Origin of the sequence: Streptomyces sp. NPDC057900 (assembly GCF_042887885.1) — a bacterium.
Classification (GTDB): Bacteria; Actinomycetota; Actinomycetes; order Streptomycetales; family Streptomycetaceae; genus Streptomyces.
This window is the reverse complement of the sequence record NZ_JBHVOI010000009.1, coordinates 233,019-249,126: the sequence shown is the minus strand read 5'-3', so window position 1 is coordinate 249,126 and position 16,108 is coordinate 233,019. Positions and strand designations below refer to the sequence as shown.

The following is a 16,108-nucleotide window of genomic DNA, read 5'->3' as shown; positions in this document are numbered from 1 at the left end:
CACGGACGGAATCCTATCCAGGGGCTGTCGGCCGGTGAGCCGCGCGCACCCGGGGACGGTGTGCGGGACGGTCATAAACGCACGGTGGACGCGATCCGTTCGCGCAGCGCGGCGACTTCCGCGTCGTCGGCGTACCGCCGGCACTCCTTGGACAGGTTCATCACGTCCTCGACCGCGCGGTTGGAGCGGAGGCGCGCCACCTCGTCCAGGGCCCGGTGAGCCACCGGCAGGGCCTCCTCCGGGTCCCCGGTCGCCATGATCAGTGTGGCGAGCTTCGTTCCGGAGAGGGCGCGCGAGCGCACATAGACGTCGGTGTACCCGTCAACGGCCTTCGTGAGTCTGGCCGTCGCCACCGCGGGTGACCGCCCGGAGAGCAGCGCCAGATCGAAGGCGGCGTGCCCGGTGTCGCCGTGATGCTGGGCATCGTCGTAGAAGCTCATCCAGACCGTGTCCTCGTCCCCCTTGGCCCGGCCGAAGACCTCGTCTGACCGGCCGATGGCCGTCAGGGCCTGGCCGGGTCGCCCCATCCTCGCCCACGCCCTGGCACGGGCGTTGTGCAGCATCGCCTGTTCGCGGGGCGTGAGGCGGTCCGCACGCACTAGCCCGTCCTCCGCGTGGGTGAGCCCTTCGTCCGGCATGCCGCACCAAATGGACTGCCGGGCCAGCCAGTTGAGAGCGGCGGCCCTCAGGTGCCAGTCATCTGCCCGCTCGGCACACCAGCGGCCGAAGCGCAGGAGCCGGGTCGCGTCCTCGTGCTCGTACGCGTCGAAGGCGCTCGCCCCCATCACAATGGACAGGCGCCCGACCGCAGCGAACAGGTCCGCTTCCAGCGCGGGTGGGTACTGCGCGGCGAGCAGGCGCCGCGCCCAGAGCAGCTGGCCGTACAGGGAGCTGCGCACAATGCCGCCGCCCCCGTAGCGGTTGCCCCACTCGGCGATGACCGTGGCGGCGCCGAGTACCTGGGCGATGTCCCCGGGGCGGACTACGGTGGGGGGTTCGGCCCGTGCCGGGTCGATGAGGCCCGGCGGATGTTCGTCGAGTTCCCACGTGACCCGGACGGCCTTTCCGGCGGGCCGCCGGTCCGGAGCCGGGCTGTCCGCATCACCGGACTGCCCGGCCGCCTCTTCCTCGACCAGTCGCCACAGTCGCCGCAGCGCCCCACCCGCGTCCAGGGCGTCGTCCAGCCTTCGGGCCAGCCCGGCGTCGCAGGGGCGCTCATCCTTCTCGATGCGCTCGATCATCGTGCCACTGAGGTGGACTCTCTTCCCCAGTTCCTTCGAGGACAGCGATCTGACGTTGCGCCAGTTGCGGAGCTCCTTGCCCCACCAGGCGCGTGCGGACTTGGTGTCGTCCAGGCACTTCGGCTTCTGCGGCATTTCCTCTTCCATCGGCGCCTTGATGCGGACAGCTGTCGCGGCTGCGGACTGTCTGCATCGTCATCGGCCGATGCGGTTTCCTCTGCCCCGGCCATGTCCTCCTGGGACTGAATACTGTAACCAGGCGACCGCACAAGGTGTTTCCCGCAGGAGCGGAGTGAACGCGGAAGGGTGGAGCAGGCGTTGAACAGGCACGCCCCGGCGAGCCGGGTCGGATCAGGTCAGCGGCGTTCGGTGCCGTCGCCGCGCAGGGACGCGGTGAACTTCCCCCACGCCAGGTGCGTGAAGCTGAGGACGGCGCCGTCGGCCGTCTTCGAGTCGCGCACGAGGAGCGCGTGCCGCAGCTCCGCGCACTCGACGCACTCGCCGTTGGCATTGGCGCTGTAGCTGCTCTTGAAGAACTCGGGCCGGATCTGTCGTGCCATGCGCAATTCCTCGCTACTTCCGGTTTCGCAGGTGCGTACTGCTCGCCTCGGCGATCAGTTCGGCGGAGGCGGTCGTGTCCAGTGCCTCCTGGCGCAGGAAGGCCATGGCCTCGGTGTAGCGCTTCAGCGCCAGGGGTTCCTCCAGGAACAGGGAGCCGGTCTGATTCTCCAGAAAGACGACATCCAGAGACGGGTCGGGGCCGCCGAAGACGATGAACGTGCTGAGACCGGCGCTGTACGCTCCCCGCGAGAACGGCAGCACCTGGATGCTGATGCTCGGTTCCCGGCCCCGGGCGAGCAGGTGGTCGAGCTGAGCGGACATGACCTCACCGCTCCCGACCCTGCGCCGGACAACCGCTTCGTCCAGGATGACGTGGTACACCGGCGGCGCCGCACGGTCCAGAATCCGCTGACGCAGCATGCGCATCCGGAGGAACTCCCGCAGCTCCTGCGGCGGAAGGGCGTTCCCCGGGGTGGCTTTGATCTCCTGGGCGTACCCCAGCGTCTGGAGCAGGCCGGGCACCACTCCCACGGTGTGGTGGCTGATGCACGGGGCCTCGTTCTCCAGGGCCAGCAGCATCCGCATCTGATCGGGCAGCTTCCCGGCGAACGGAACCCACCAGACCTCGTTGTCCCTGCTGTTCTTGGCCAGTTCGACGAGCCGGTGCCGCTCCTCGTCGGAGGCACCGTACGCGCGGCAGAGCTGGTCGACCTGGTTCCACCGCACGTTCCCCTTGGCCCGCTCGTACCGGCTGACGGTCGCCTTGGACACCCCGGCACGCTCGCCGGCCTCCTCGGCCGACAGTCCGCATGAATCGCGCAGGGCGAGCAGCCGGACACCCAACTGGCGACGCCGCGTTATCGGGCCCATTCCGTCGGAAGGCTCCGCAGCCGCAGGCACCTTCAGCCCTTCGGTCATGGCACTACCCCCTTGGACATGCCGCCCCGGATCTCCCCGCCGACGCGTTGCAGCCACAAGGAAGTTACCGTGCGGCACCGGGATTTCGCTGTCGCCGCGCCCGTGTACGCAACGCTCATGCGGACACTTACCCGGTGAGCGTTACACCGAGAGAGATCCAGGCCCATACTCCAATTCGGTAGAAGCACAGGCCACTTGGATATGACCCTGTTCGAGTGATCTGGTGTCGATTGTCTCCACCACAAGGACTTCCGCGATGGGCCACCCTACGAGCGACCGCGCAGCGGCTCTCCGCTGTGAGGTCTTGCCTCCGGGCCCTCGGGGCGCGGAGCCCGGACGTCTCCCGACGGCCGCGAGTGCGAGGAAGCCGGCCACCGAGGCGCGCCTCGGCACCTTGCCATCCGCGGGCCCTCCCGACGGCCCCTGCCCACAGACCCGGTAATCCCGGCACTACGGAGTACGGACATCATGAAACGCCATCTCCCGCGTATCGAGCAGCACTTCCTGACCGGTGACCCGCGGACCGGAGTGCCCGTCCGTGACGGCGTCCGGGCCGGCCGGCTCCGCCGCCGGGGCTCCGGCCGGGCGGCCGTTTCCGTCACGATCTCGGAGGCCCGATGCTCGCGCTGACGCTGGTTCTCGCGCTGCTGGCAGTAGCCGGATCGGTGCTGGCGGTCCGGTTCCGCCGCTCGGCACGCCGGGCGGAACAACGAGCCGACCAGCTGCGGGAGCACTCCGAGCGCCTCACGCACCAAATACAGATGACCGAGTACTTCGTGAGACACCTGGCGACCAGCCCCGGGCCGGGCCCGGCAGGCGTGATCGACGTGACTGTTCCGCCTCAGCTGGCGGGCAGCCCCGTCGCCGAGGCCGTCGGAGCACTGGCCGGGCAGTTCTCCCGCGCCGTCACCGCGGCGGGGAGAACGGCCGAGGAACAAGTGGCACTGGCCCGCCGCGAAGCCGACGAACAGATCGCCCACGTACGCAAGGAGGCCGTCGACGTCGCACGCGCGGCGGTGCGGTCCTTCGCCGCGGGCACGGTCCACCGCGCGTCGAAGCTGGGCACCAAGGTCAGCGCCGGTGTACGTCAGCACGTCTCCGACGACGCGTACGAGACCCTCGTCGAGATCGACCACCTGGCCCAGCAGATGCTGCTGACGGCGAGCGGGTACGCGGTGCTGGCGGGCGAGAAGCTCTCTCGGCGCCATCCGGTGACCGCGCTCGGCGAGATCGTGCGCGCCGCGATGGGCCGGGTCGAGGGCTTCCAGCGGGTGCAGCACGCGGACATGAACACCTTCGCCGTGGAGAGCCGGGCCGTGGAAGCGGTGATCCACACACTGGCGATCCTGCTCGACAACGCTCTGCGCTATTCGGCGCCGAACACCCGGGTGCACGTCTCCCTGGAGCACGGCAACGACGCGGTCTTCCTGATCGTGGACGACGCGGGGCTGCGCATGGAGGACGAGCGGCTGGAGTGGGCCCGCCGGGTGATGTCCAGCGAGGAGCGGGACGACATCACGAAACTGGGTGCCTACCCGCAGACCGGCCTGCGCGTGGCCGGTGTCCTCGCCGCGGCCTACGGATACCGCGTCGAGGTGACAGCCCCCAACGTGTACGGCGGCACCCGCGCCTTCATCGTCCTGCCGCAGAAGCTGCTCACCGCACCTCCCGCCCCGCAGCCCGCGGTACCGGCCACCCCGCCCGCGCCCCGTCGCCGGCAGGCCCCGGCCGCCGCTGCCGCCCCGGCTCCCGTCGCCCAGCCGGCCGCCTTCGCCCAGCCGGCTCCCGTCGCCCGGCCGGCCGCCGCCGAGGCGCCGGTTCCGGCCGCCGCCGCTGCCCCGGAGCAGGCGGCCGTGCCGGAGCGGGGGCAGCCCTCGACCACGGTGAGCGGACTCACGGTCCGCCGGCGGTCCGCGCCGCCCTCCCGCCGCCACGCCGCCACCGCGGTGCCGGTGGAACCCGGTCGGCCCGAGGTGGCCACCGCCTGGCTGAACGGTGCCCGCAGCGTCCGCGACACGCCGAGCGCTCCCCCTGAGACCGAAGGACGTTGACCATGTCGACCACCATCAACTCCCTTGGCTGGCTGCTGGACGAACACCTCGGTGAGATCGAGGGCGTCCGCTTCGCCGTGCTGATGAGCAGCGACGGCCTGCTGAAGGCACGCACGAGAACGATGAGCCAGGAGGAGGGCGAGAAGTTCGCCGCGCTGACGGCCGCGATGCGTGCCGCCGGAAAGGCATGGGACGACTTCACCGGTGGTGGCGGAGTCCGCCAGCAGATGATCGAGTGCATCGACAACATAGGCCTGACGACGGCTGCCGGGGACAACACCATGCTGTCGGTCTGTACCACGCATCCGCACGCGGACGTGGGCCTGATCAGCCGTGAGATGGCGCAGCTCGCGGTGAAGGTGGGCAGGCAGCTGAGCACCGCTGAACGGGTTCCGTCGCAGACGGACGGCGGCTCCGCGGCATGAGCGGGCCACGGCGTGACGCGGATCTGGTCAGGCCGTACGTACGCACCGGGGGGCGGGTCCGTCCGCGACAGGACGTGCGCCTGGAGAGCGTGGTCATCGCCGCGACCGGCCGGACGAACGCCCTCGGCCCCGATGCCCAGAGGTTAATGAGTCTGTTCGCCGGCGGTCACGGCGGCCTCGCGGTCGCGGACATCGCCGCCGCGTTGCAGATGCCGCCCTCCACGGTGCGCATCCTCGTCTCCACCCTGATGGACAGCGGCCATCTGACCAGCCCGGTCGCGGCCGACTCCGACCGACCCGAATCCGATCTCCTGCGAAGGGTGCGCGATGGCCTCCGAGACCTGGTCTGACACCGACGTCACCTTTGTACCGGCCGGGGTGACCGAGTCCGCCAAGATCGTGGTCGCCGGGGGCTTCGGCGTGGGCAAGACGACCCTCATCGGCAGCGTGTCCGAGGTGACTCCGCTGCGTATGGAAGAGCCCATCACCGTCGACAGCGCGGATGTGGACGACCTCAGCGGGGCGCCTGCGAAGACCACGACGACCGTGGGCATGGACTTCGGCCGCATCCATCTGGCCGCCGGCCACCTGGTCCTCTATCTGTTCGGGCTGCCCGGACAGGAGCGTTTCCACCTGCTCTGGGAGGACATGGCCGAAGGCGCGCTCGGATGCCTGGTCCTGGCCGACACCCGCGACCTCGACGCCTGCCACGGCGCCCTCGGCCTCCTGGAGGCCCAGGGCATCCCCTACGCCGTCGCGATCAACACCTTCCCCGGTGCCCCCGCCTACGACCTGGGCGAACTCCGCCAGGCCCTCGCCCTGGACGCCACCACCCCGCTCATCACCTGCGACGCCCGCGACCGCACCTCTTCGCTCCACGCACTCGTAGCCCTGATGGACCACCTCGTGGAGCAGCCACCGGCCGCACCACTGGAGCCCCTGGAGCCCCTGCGATGAACCCCATCGGCACAGAGCCACTGTCCGGGTCGGCGCGGTTTCCCCTGTACGGGCCCGAGTTCGCCGCCGACCCGCACGCCGCGTACGAGCGGATGCGCGGCACCTTCGGCCCGTTCGTGCCCGTCGAGCTGTCGCCCGGAATTCCCGCCACCCTGGTGATCGGCTACTTCCAGGCGCGCAGCATCCTCAACGATCCGCTGCGTTTCCCCGCCGATCCCCGAGTGTGGGAGCAGGCGGTGCCGGCGTCGTGCCCGGTGCGGCCGATGATGGAGTGGCGGCCCAACGCCCTGCGCAGCGGTGGCACCGAGCACTCCCGTTACCGCTCGGCCAACACCGCGAGCATCGACGCGATCGACCAGCACGAACTGCGGGCTCTGGTGGAGAAGGTCGCCGCCGACGCGGTGAACGGCTTCGGCTCCACCGGCCGGGCGGATCTCGCCACTCAGTACGCCTTCCCGATCGCCTTCCGGGTCCTGAGCTCGATGCTGGGCTGCCCCGACGAGATCGGCGCCCGGATCGCCGACGGCATGTCCCGCATCTTCGAGACCACCGACGCCGTCCGTGGCAACGAGATCCTCGCCACGGCGGTCGCCGACCTCGTGAGCCTGCGCAGGCACCATCCGGCGGACGACGTGACGTCCCGTCTGATCGCCCACCCGGCGGAGCTGAGCGACGAGGAGATGGGCCACCAGATCGTCACGCTGTACGGTGCCGGCATCGAACCGCTGACCAACCTCATCGTCAACACCTGGTGGAGGATCCTCACCGACGAGGAGTTCTCGGCCACGCTGCACTCCGCCGAGTCCACGATCCGCGACGCCCTCGACACCGTCCTGTACACGGACCCGCCCATGGCGAACTACTGCATCAGCTATCCGCGTTACGACGCGGACGTGGACGGCACCCTGCTGCCGGCCCACCAGCCGGTCGTCATCTCCATGGCCGCCTGCAACAACGACCCGGTGCTCACGGGCGGACTCCCGCCGGACGCCTTCGTCGGAAACCGGGCCCATCTGTCCTGGAGCACCGGACCGCACACCTGCCCGGCCCGCTCCCACGCCTACCTCATCGCCGAGACGGCCATCAGCTTTCTCGCCGATGCCTTTCCGGAGATGGACCTCGCGGTACCGGCCGACGAGGTGCGCTGGCGGCCCGGCCCCTTCCACCGTGCCCTGGAATCCCTCCCTGTCGTCTTCCCTGCCACTCGCTGAGGAGCACCCGTGCCCGAACACCCGATCCTCGTTCTGGACCCCTCCGCGGCGGACCACCACGCCGAACACGAGGCCCTGCGCTCCCGCGGACCGGCCGCCCGTGTCGACATCCTCGGCGTCACCGCCTGGTCCGTCACCGACCCCGCTCTCCTCAAGGAACTCCTGACGGACGCCCGGGTCTCCAAGGACACGCGCGCTCACTGGCCGGCCTTCGCCGACACCGTCGCCACCTGGCCGCTGGCCCTGTGGATCGCGGTGAACAACATGTTCACCGCCTACGGCGGTGACCACCGGCGGCTCAGGCGCATGGTCGCCCCGGCGTTCAGCGCCCGCCGGGTCCAGACCATGGAGGCCACCGTCGAGGCGATCGTCACGGGCCTCCTCGACTCCATCGAGTCCCGGCCGGCCGGGGAGATCGTCGACCTGCGCGAGGAGCTCGCCTATCCCCTGCCGATCGCCGTGATCGGACGGCTCATGGGCGTCCCCGACGACCATCGCCAGGGCTTCCGCAGCGTGGTCGACGGAGTCTTCTCCACCGCGCTCGCCGCCGACGAGGCCGCGGCGAACACGGCTGCCCTGTACAAGCTGCTCGACGACCTGATCGATGCCAAGCGCGCCGCACCGGGCGACGACATGACCTCGCTCCTCATCGCCACACGCGACACCGAGGGCGACGGCAGCGCGATGGCCGACGACGAACTGCGCGACACACTGCTGCTGATGATCAGCGCCGGGTACGAGACGACGGTCAACGGGATCGATCACGGCATCACGGCCCTGCTCACCAACCCCGAGCAGCTCGCCCACGTCCGGGCCGGCCGGGCCGGCTGGGGCGATGTCGTCGAGGAGACCCTGCGGCACGAACCCGCCGTCAAGCACCTCCCGCTGCGCTGCGCGCTGGAGGACCTGCCGCTGCCCGACGGACAGACGATCCGGGCCGGAGAGGCGATCCTCGTCTCCTACGCGGCGGCCAACCGCCACCCCGACTGGCACGGCGAGTCCGCCGACCGCTTCGACATCACCAGGCCGTCCTCCGAGCACCTCGCTTTCGGGCACGGAGTGCACTTCTGCCTCGGCGCACCGCTCGCCCGTATGGAGATCGCCGCAGCGCTGCGTCAGCTGTTCGAGCGCTTCCCCTACCTCGAACTCGCCGTGCCGGCCGCCGAGCTGAAGCCGCTGCGCTCCCTCATCAGCAACGGCCACCAGACGCTGCCGGTCAGGCTGCGGCCGGCCACCGCCTGACCGGCGCGCCGGGGCCTCTGCCCCTCTGACTGCGGACCTGGACGGGGGCGCTTCTGCCGGCCGAGCGCCGGGTGCCCGTCGGTACTGAGCCGAGGCCCCGGCCCGACGCGACCGTGTCCGCTCCCCGGCTACCGCTGACGCAGCGCGGCGAGGGTGGCGTCGAGCTCTGCGCGGCGCGGACGGTTGTGCGGCAGCCGGGCCAGGACGGCGGCCATGCCGCAGGTGTTGGTCAGGGCGGAGAAGACCAGGCCGCCGCCGACGGCGGCGGAGAGGGCGCGGGCAGGGCGGTAGCGGGTGCCGACCGCGAGACCCAGCACGACGAGGGACCCGGCGGCGAGCCGGACCTGGCGTTCCATGGCCCAGGTCCGTGAGGTGCCCGCGGGCCGGTCCAGCGCGTGGCCCTGCTCCGCCCAGGCGGTGGTGCCGCCGGTGAGGGCGGCCGCGGCGATACCGGCCGCGGCCAGTTCCTGGCAGGCGGTGGCGGACCGGCCGCCGGAGGCGCAGACCACCAGCAGTTCGCCGCGGGCGGCGGCGGCACGCAGCGCGGGCAGTGCCTCGGCTATGCGGTCCAGGGGGATGTTGTGGGCCCCTGGAAGATGTCCGGAGGCGTATTCGCCGGGGGTACGGACGTCGATGACGGCGTACTGGCCGAGCCGGGCCGCCGCCTGGACGGGGAGGACGGCGGCCGGGGTGGAGGCGGGGGCGGTCATGTGCGGTGTTCCGTTTCTGTGCGGGCCGGGGCCGTCGGCCCCGGACACGGTAGGATACCCCTAGGGGTATTCAGGGTTGTTTACGGAGGAAGAATCGTGGAGCTGGACATGGCGGCCGCCGAGCTGAAGTCGGTGCTCAACCGGCTGAAGCGGGCCCAGGGGCAGATCGCCGGGATCGTCAAGATGATCGAGGACGGCCGGGACTGCGAGGACGTGATCACACAGCTGGCCGCGGTCTCCCGCGCCCTGGACCGGGCCGGGTTCGCGATCATCGCGACGGGCCTCCAGCAGTGCATGGCGGACGGTGGTCAGGCGGCCGGGGACCGGGACCAGATGCGGGCCCGTCTGGAGAAGCTCTTCCTCTCCCTCGCCTGACGACGACCGGCCCGGCGACAACCGGCCTCGCTACGAGCGGCTCGATACGAGCGCACGACCGGCCGGCCGTGCGGACGCACGCGGGTCAGGCCGGTACGTCCGCGACGGTCAGGCCGGCGCTCCGGGCGGCATCGAAGCCGTCGTCGACGGCGACCACGTCACGGCCTTCGGCGTCGAGCAGGGACGCGGCGATGGCGGCGCGCATCCCGCCCGCGCAGTGCACCCACACCACTCCGGCCGGGACCTCCGCGGCCCGCTCGCGCAGTTCGTGCAGGGGAACGTGGACCGATCCCCGTACGTACTCACCGGCCCGTTCGGAGTCGCGGCGCACATCGAGCACCACGATGTCCTGCCCGGCGTCGAGCGCCCGCTCCAGGGCGGCGAAGTCCGCGCGGGGGAAGGAACGCAGACTCTGCCCCGTGCGCAGCCAGGAGGACGGCTCGCCCGTGGCGGCGGCGGTCGGCCGTTCGATGCCGACCCGCACCAGCTCCCGCTGGGCCGCCGCGAGCTGACCGGGGGACGCGGCGAGGAGGGTGACGGGCTTGCCCCACGGGATCAGCCAGGCGAGATACGTGGCGAGGCTGCCCCCGGCCTCGAAGTTGAACGTCCCGGCCACATGGCCCCGCGAGAACGCGGTACGGCTGCGCAGGTCGACCACCCACTCCCCGGCGGCCAGGCGCTGCGCGATCTCCTCGCCGTCGGCCGTCCGGGGCGGGGTCAGGTCCACCGGCGCGGGCCCTTCCGCGTTCACCGGACCCATGTGCGCGTAGTAGGCGGGCACGTCCTCCAGCCCGGCGAGCATCTGCGCGACGAAGACGTCGACGTCCTGGTTCAGGGCGTCGTTCCCGGCCCGCTCCTCGCCGATGGTGGTGACATCGCCCCCGGCACCGGCCCCGGAGGCCGAGCAGAAGCTGCCGAATCCATGGGTGGGCAGCACCCGCACGTCGTCGTGGAGCTCCCCGGCCAGCCGGTGGGCGGAGGCGTGCTGGGCGCGGGCCAGCTGCTCGGTCAGCCTCGGCTCGACCAGGTCGGGACGGCCCACCGTGCCGATCAGCAGCGACCCGCCGGTGAACGCCGCCACTTCCCGCCCCTCCTCGGCCAGCACATAGGCGGTGTGGTGCGGGGTGTGACCGGGGGTGGCCAGCGCCCGCAGCTCAAGGCCGGTGTCGACGGCGAAGCTGTCGCCGTCCTCGACCGGCACCCGGTCGAAGGAGACCCGGGCCGCCGCGGGCACCAGATACCGCGCACCGGTCAGCCGGGCCAGCTCCAGGCCGCCGGTGACGTAGTCGTTGTGTATGTGGGTCTCCACCACGTACCCGATCCGCACCCCGCGCCCGGCGGCCGCGGCCAGGACCCGCTCCACATCGCGCGGCGGGTCGACGGCCACCGCCGTCACCGCACCGCCCGCGAGATAGCTGCGGTTGCCCAGACCCTCGGTCTCCAGGGTGTCCACGAAGAACACGGCCGTCTCCCTCCATAGCGATGTACCCCGGGGGGTATCTTCATCTCACTGTAACAGTGATACCCCCCGGGGTATTCCACAGGCCTGGGCCGCCCGAGCCGGACGAGAATCTCAGAGCATGATGAGCAGACGCGTCTTCGGCTTGAGCTTCCTGTTCACGGAGCGGCTCTGCACATAGACCTCCAGCTCCGGATTGTTCCCCGCCTTCACCGAGACCGTCCCGTGGATACCCGTACCGAAGAGAAGGCTGCGCGCCGCGTCGCCCGTATAGGCGCGATCGGTGTCCTTCTCGACCACGACGACTTCCTTGTCGGGCTGGACCTGGACCCGGGCGCCCAATTGGTAATAGCAGGAGCCGCGTTCGTACGTCACACCCGGATGCGAATTCACGAAGGGCCGGATCTCGATCTCCTTGTCGACCTTCAGGAGACGGTATTTGTCGGCGGGTATCGGTTCGAGATTCGCCCTTACCTCGTCAACGGATATGTCCTGCCCCACGGCGAACAGATTCTTTGTGCCGCGCACACCCTGCTCGCGGCCCCGCAGGAAGCTGGTGGCGGCGGCGCGCACGGTGCCGATCGCCTCCTCGACACCCTCCTGGGAGTCCGCGTCCCAGATGGCGATGTTCCCCGCGGGGAAGCCGTAGTTCTGGGCGGTGCGCTTCGCCAGCGAGTTCGGCACCAGGATCGCGGACGTCCAGTGGCCCGGGAGCCCGCCCATCTTCGCCGTGATCCTGTCGAGCCAGGGGCCGAGGACGGCCATGTCGCCGTCGTGCCGCCGGTCGCCGCCGGAGGCGTTCTCCTCGCCGTCCGTCACCACGATCTGCAGGAAGCTGTGCTCGCCGTACTCCTCCCAGATATGGCCCAGATCGTCCAGGGACTTCAAGGAGGCCTCGATGAGCGCCGTGGCGCCGTTGTTGACCCTGTACAGACCGCGCATGGACGGCAGATGCTTCACGTCCATGTCCCAGACCAGGTTCTCCACCCGGTGATCGAAGGAATAGAGACTGATCCGGGTCTCATGGCCGAGGCTGTCCGATTCGGCCTTCAGACCGGCCACGAACTCGTCCACGACACGAATGAGCTGGCCCTGGTGCGGCCGCATGGAACCCGAACAGTCCACGACCAGCGCGACGTGATTCACCTTGTGCTGAATCCTGTTGGCGGACACGTTTCTGCTCCTTCTCCGAAGCTCCCCGAGTGATACCTGAACTCTATGGGGAGGCACTGACAACGGAGTTGGACGCGAATAAGGGCCCCGGCCGCGCGAGCGGCCGGGGCCCTTCATCCGTACGGTGGCCGGTGCGGCCGGTGGCTCAGTCCTCGCCCTCCAGATCACCCTCGGTCTCCAGGAAGACCTGGCGCAGACCGGCGAGGATCTCCGGGTCCGGCTTCTCCCACATACCGCGCGACTCGGCCTCCAGGAGGCGTTCCGCGATGCCGTGGAGGGCCCAGGGGTTGGCCCGCTGGAGGAACTCGCGGTTGGCCGGGTCCAGGACGTACGTCTCGGTGAGCTTGTCGTACATCCAGTCGGCGACCACCCCCGTCGTGGCGTCGTAGCCGAAGAGGTAGTCGACGGTGGCGGCCAGTTCGAAGGCGCCCTTGTAGCCGTGGCGGCGCATCGCCTCGATCCACTTGGGGTTGACGACGCGGGCCCGGAAGACGCGCGAGGTCTCCTCGACCAGGGTGCGGGTCCGGACGGTCTCGGGCCGGGTGGAGTCCCCGATGTACGCCTCGGGGGCGGTGCCCTTGAGCGCGCGCACCGTGGCCACCATGCCGCCGTGGTACTGGAAGTAGTCGTCCGAGTCCGCGATGTCGTGTTCGCGGGTGTCGGTGTTCTTGGCCGCGACCTCGATGCGCTTGTACGCCGTCTCCATCTCCTCGCGGGCCGGGCGTCCGTCGAGTTCGCGGCCGTAGGCGTAGCCGCCCCAGACGGTGTAGACCTCGGCCAGATCCGCGTCGGTGCGCCAGTCCCGCGAGTCGATGAGCTGGAGCAGTCCGGCTCCGTAGGTACCGGGGCGGGAGCCGAAGATACGGGTGGTGGCGCGGCGTTCGTCGCCGTGCGCGGCCAGGTCCGCCCGGGTGTGCGCCCGTACGTAGTTCTGCTCGTCGGGCTCGTCCAGCGAGGCCGCGAGGCGGACCGCGTCGTCCAGGAGGCCGATGGTGTGCGGGAACGCGTCGCGGAAGAAGCCGCTGATGCGGAGCGTCACATCGATGCGCGGGCGCCCCAGTTCGGCGGCCGGGACCGCCTCCAGGCCGGTGACCCGGCGCGAGGCGTCGTCCCAGACCGGGCGGACGCCGAGCAGCGCGAAGGCCTCCGCGACGTCGTCGCCCGCGGTACGCATCGCGCTGGTGCCCCACAGGGACAGGCCGACCGAGGTGGGCCAGTCGCCGTTGTCGGTCCGGTAGCGCTCCAGCAGGGAGTCGGCCAGCGCCTGTCCGGTCTCCCAGGCCAGCCGGGAGGGCACCGCCTTGGGGTCGACGGAGTAGAAGTTGCGGCCGGTCGGCAGGACGTTGACCAGACCGCGGAGCGGGGAGCCCGAGGGCCCGGCGGGGACGAAGCCGCCGTTCAGCGCGTGCACGGTGTGGTCGAGTTCGTCGGTGGTGGCCGCCAGGCGCGGTACGACCTCGCGGGCCGCGAAGTCCAGGATGTCGGCCACGGCCCGCGGGTGCCCGGCCGCGACCCCGGCGACGGCGTCCGGCGCCCACGCGGCGTCCTCCATCGCCTGGACCAGGGTGCGCGCCCGCTCCTCCACCTCGTCGGCGGCGGTGCGGGTGGCCGCCGACTCGTCGAGGCCGAGCGCCTCGCGCAGACCGGGCAGGGAGGAGGTGCCGCCCCAGATCTGGCGGGCGCGCAGGATCGCCAGGACCAGGTTGACCCGGTCGGCGCCGGCGGGCGCGCCGCCCAGGACGTGCAGGCCGTCGCGGATCTGGGCGTCCTTGATCTCACAGAGCCAGCCGTCGAGATGCATGATGAACTCGTCGAAGCCCTCGTCCTCGGGGCGGTCTTCGAGGCCCAGGTCGTGGTCGAGCTTCGCTGCCTGGATCAGGGTCCAGATCTGGGCCCTGATCGCCGGGAGCTTCGCCGGGTCCATCGCCGCGATCTGGGCGTGCTCGTCCAGGAGCTGTTCCAGCCGGGCCACATCGCCGTAGCTCTCCGCGCGGGCCATCGGCGGTACGAGGTGGTCCACCAGGGTGGCGTGGACGCGGCGCTTGGCCTGGGTGCCCTCGCCGGGGTCGTTGACCAGGAAGGGGTAGACGAGCGGGAGGTCGCCCAGCGCCGCGTCGGGTCCGCAGGCGGCGGACAGCCCGGCGTTCTTCCCGGGCAGCCACTCCAGGTTGCCGTGCTTGCCGAGGTGGATCATCGCGTCGGCGCCGAAACCGTTGTCGTCCGCTGCGGCGGCGATCCAGCGGTAGGCGGCCAGGTAGTGGTGCGAGGGCGGCAGGTCGGGGTCGTGGTAGATCGCGATCGGGTTCTCGCCGAAGCCGCGCGGCGGCTGGATGAGGATGAGCAGATTGCCCCGGCGCAGGGCGGCCAGGACGATGTCGCCCTCCGGGTTGCGCGAGCGGTCCACGAACATCTCGCCGGGAGCGGGGCCCCAGTGCTCCTCGACGGCCTCGCGGAGTTCGGCCGGCAGCGTCGCGTACCAGCGCCGGTAGTCGGCGGCCGGGATGCGGACCGGGTTGCGGGCCAACTGCTCCTCGGTGAGCCACTCCTGGTCGTGGCCACCCGCCTCGATCAGCGCGTAGATCAGCTCGTCGCCGTCACCGGAGGCGAGGCCCGGCACCTCCTCGGCACCGAAGTCGTACCCCTCGGCCCGGAGCCGGCGCAGCAGGGCGACGGCGCTCGCCGGGGTGTCGAGTCCGACGGCGTTGCCGATCCGGGAGTGCTTGGTCGGGTACGCGGACAGCACCAGGGCGAGGCGCTTCTCCGCGTTCGGGATGTGCCGGAGCCGTGCGTGGCGCACGGCGGTCCCGGCGACCCGGGCGGCGCGCTCGGCGTCGGCCACGTAGGCCGGGAGGCCCTCCTCGTCGATCTCCTTGAACGAGAACGGGACGGTGATCAGGCGGCCGTCGAACTCGGGGACGGCGATCTGGCTCGCGGCGTCCAGCGGCGAGACGCCCTCGTCGTTGTCCTCCCAGTCGGACCGGGAGGATGTGAGGCAGAGGGCCTGGAGGATGGGCACGTCGAGGCCGGTCAGGGCGCCTGCGTCCCAGGACTCGTCGTCACCGCCGGCCGACGCCTCGGCGGGCCGGGTGCCGCCCGCGGCGAGCACCGTGGTCACGATCGCGTCGGCGGCCCGCAGGGCGTCGATCAGCTCGGGCTCCGGTGTGCGCAGCGAGGCGACGAACAGCGGCAGGGCGCGGCCGCCCGCGTCCTCGACGGCGCCGCACAGCGCGTCGATGAACGCGGTGTTGCCGCTCATGTGGTGGGCGCGGTAGTAGAGCACCGCGATGGTGGGGCCGTCCGTCGCGCGGGGCGTGCGCTCCAGCGGGCCCCAGGAGGGGGCCGGGGCGGGCGGTTCGAAGCCGTGGCCGGTGAGCAGGACGGTGTCGGAGAGGAAGCGGGCGAGCTGCTCCAGGTTGCCGGGGCCGCCGTGCGCGAGGTAGGCGTGGGCCTCCGCGGCGATGCCGATCGGGACGGTGGAGGCGGCCATCAGCTGGGCGTCGGGGGCCTGTTCGCCGGTGAGGACGACGACGGGACGGCCGGTGGCCAGCACCTGGTCGAGGCCGTCCTGCCAGGCGCGGACCCCGCCGAGCAGGCGTACGACGACCAGGTCCGTGCCGTCCAGGAGCTGCGGGAGGTCCTGGAGCGGGAGCCGGGAGGGGTTCGCGTAGCGGTAGGCGACCGGGCCGTCGGAGGCGCGGGCGCTGAGCAGGTCGGTGTCTGACGTCGACAGGAGCAGGATCATGCGGCGTCTGGCCTTCCTCGGGGTATCCACGCCCCGGGCGGTG

General features: G+C 71.2%; 15 protein-coding genes. 8 read left to right on the top strand and 7 right to left on the bottom strand.

What is annotated here, in order from left to right; translation table 11 throughout:
• Positions 1-71 precede the first annotated feature (71 nt).
• The 3 genes from ACFVQ0_RS28410 to ACFVQ0_RS28400 form a co-directional block, all read right to left on the bottom strand.
• Complete coding sequence (locus tag ACFVQ0_RS28410; protein WP_390092033.1) at positions 72-1,376, bottom strand: helix-turn-helix domain-containing protein; 1,305 nt, start codon at positions 1,374-1,376, stop codon at positions 72-74.
• Between the two features lie 221 nt (positions 1,377-1,597).
• Entirely contained in the window at positions 1,598-1,801 is a 204-nt protein-coding gene (locus ACFVQ0_RS28405; protein WP_390092032.1) for a DUF397 domain-containing protein, read from the bottom strand.
• A 13-nt stretch (positions 1,802-1,814) separates the two neighbouring features.
• Complete coding sequence (locus tag ACFVQ0_RS28400; protein WP_390092031.1) at positions 1,815-2,720, bottom strand: helix-turn-helix domain-containing protein; 906 nt, start codon at positions 2,718-2,720, stop codon at positions 1,815-1,817.
• A 468-nt stretch (positions 2,721-3,188) separates the two neighbouring features.
• On the opposite strand from ACFVQ0_RS28400, the gene ACFVQ0_RS28395 reads away from it, so the two are divergent.
• The 7 genes from ACFVQ0_RS28395 to ACFVQ0_RS28365 are packed head-to-tail and all read left to right on the top strand — an operon-like array spanning position 3,189 to position 8,606.
• Positions 3,189-3,350: a hypothetical protein gene (locus ACFVQ0_RS28395; RefSeq protein ID WP_390092030.1), complete on the top strand. Its 162-nt coding sequence runs from the start codon at positions 3,189-3,191 to the stop codon at positions 3,348-3,350.
• Complete coding sequence (locus ACFVQ0_RS28390; protein WP_390092029.1) at positions 3,338-4,771, top strand: ATP-binding protein; 1,434 nt, start codon at positions 3,338-3,340, stop codon at positions 4,769-4,771. Before ACFVQ0_RS28395 ends, ACFVQ0_RS28390 begins: the two co-directional genes overlap by 13 nt.
• Positions 4,772-4,773: 2 nt before the next feature.
• A complete protein-coding gene (locus ACFVQ0_RS28385) occupies positions 4,774-5,196 on the top strand; it encodes a roadblock/LC7 domain-containing protein (RefSeq protein WP_390092028.1) in 423 nt (140 codons plus the stop codon).
• Positions 5,193-5,546 carry a DUF742 domain-containing protein gene (locus ACFVQ0_RS28380; RefSeq protein WP_390092027.1) on the top strand — a complete coding sequence of 118 codons (354 nt, stop codon included), beginning with the start codon at positions 5,193-5,195 and terminating at the stop codon, positions 5,544-5,546. The genes ACFVQ0_RS28385 and ACFVQ0_RS28380 overlap by 4 nt, the downstream gene beginning before the upstream one ends.
• On the top strand, positions 5,524-6,153 hold the full coding sequence (locus ACFVQ0_RS28375; RefSeq protein ID WP_390092026.1) for an ATP/GTP-binding protein: 630 nt from the start codon (positions 5,524-5,526) through the stop codon (positions 6,151-6,153). The genes ACFVQ0_RS28380 and ACFVQ0_RS28375 overlap by 23 nt, the downstream gene beginning before the upstream one ends.
• Entirely contained in the window at positions 6,150-7,364 is a 1,215-nt protein-coding gene (locus ACFVQ0_RS28370; protein WP_390092025.1) for a cytochrome P450, read from the top strand. Before ACFVQ0_RS28375 ends, ACFVQ0_RS28370 begins: the two co-directional genes overlap by 4 nt.
• 9 nt (positions 7,365-7,373) lie before the next feature.
• Complete coding sequence (locus ACFVQ0_RS28365; protein ID WP_390092024.1) at positions 7,374-8,606, top strand: cytochrome P450; 1,233 nt, start codon at positions 7,374-7,376, stop codon at positions 8,604-8,606.
• A gap of 128 nt (positions 8,607-8,734) precedes the next feature.
• On the opposite strand, the gene ACFVQ0_RS28360 is transcribed toward ACFVQ0_RS28365, so the two are convergent.
• Positions 8,735-9,316: a rhodanese-like domain-containing protein gene (locus tag ACFVQ0_RS28360; RefSeq protein ID WP_390092023.1), complete on the bottom strand. Its 582-nt coding sequence runs from the start codon at positions 9,314-9,316 to the stop codon at positions 8,735-8,737.
• Between the two features lie 96 nt (positions 9,317-9,412).
• Here ACFVQ0_RS28360 and ACFVQ0_RS28355 point away from each other — a divergent pair, with 96 nt between their 5' ends.
• On the top strand, positions 9,413-9,691 hold the full coding sequence (locus ACFVQ0_RS28355; protein ID WP_073737603.1) for a metal-sensitive transcriptional regulator: 279 nt from the start codon (positions 9,413-9,415) through the stop codon (positions 9,689-9,691).
• An 85-nt stretch (positions 9,692-9,776) separates the two neighbouring features.
• On the opposite strand, the gene ACFVQ0_RS28350 is transcribed toward ACFVQ0_RS28355, so the two are convergent.
• The 3 genes from ACFVQ0_RS28350 to cobN all read right to left on the bottom strand — a co-directional run bounded on the left by ACFVQ0_RS28350 (position 9,777) and on the right by cobN (position 16,065).
• Positions 9,777-11,153: a rhodanese-like domain-containing protein gene (locus tag ACFVQ0_RS28350; protein ID WP_390092022.1), complete on the bottom strand. Its 1,377-nt coding sequence runs from the start codon at positions 11,151-11,153 to the stop codon at positions 9,777-9,779.
• Positions 11,154-11,264: 111 nt separating this feature from the next.
• A complete protein-coding gene (locus ACFVQ0_RS28345; protein ID WP_390092021.1) occupies positions 11,265-12,323 on the bottom strand; it encodes a VWA domain-containing protein in 1,059 nt (352 codons plus the stop codon).
• Between the two features lie 145 nt (positions 12,324-12,468).
• Positions 12,469-16,065, bottom strand: coding sequence for a cobaltochelatase subunit CobN (gene cobN, locus ACFVQ0_RS28340; RefSeq protein WP_390092020.1), 3,597 nt, complete (start codon positions 16,063-16,065; stop codon positions 12,469-12,471).
• Between the last annotated feature and the right edge of the window lie 43 nt (positions 16,066-16,108).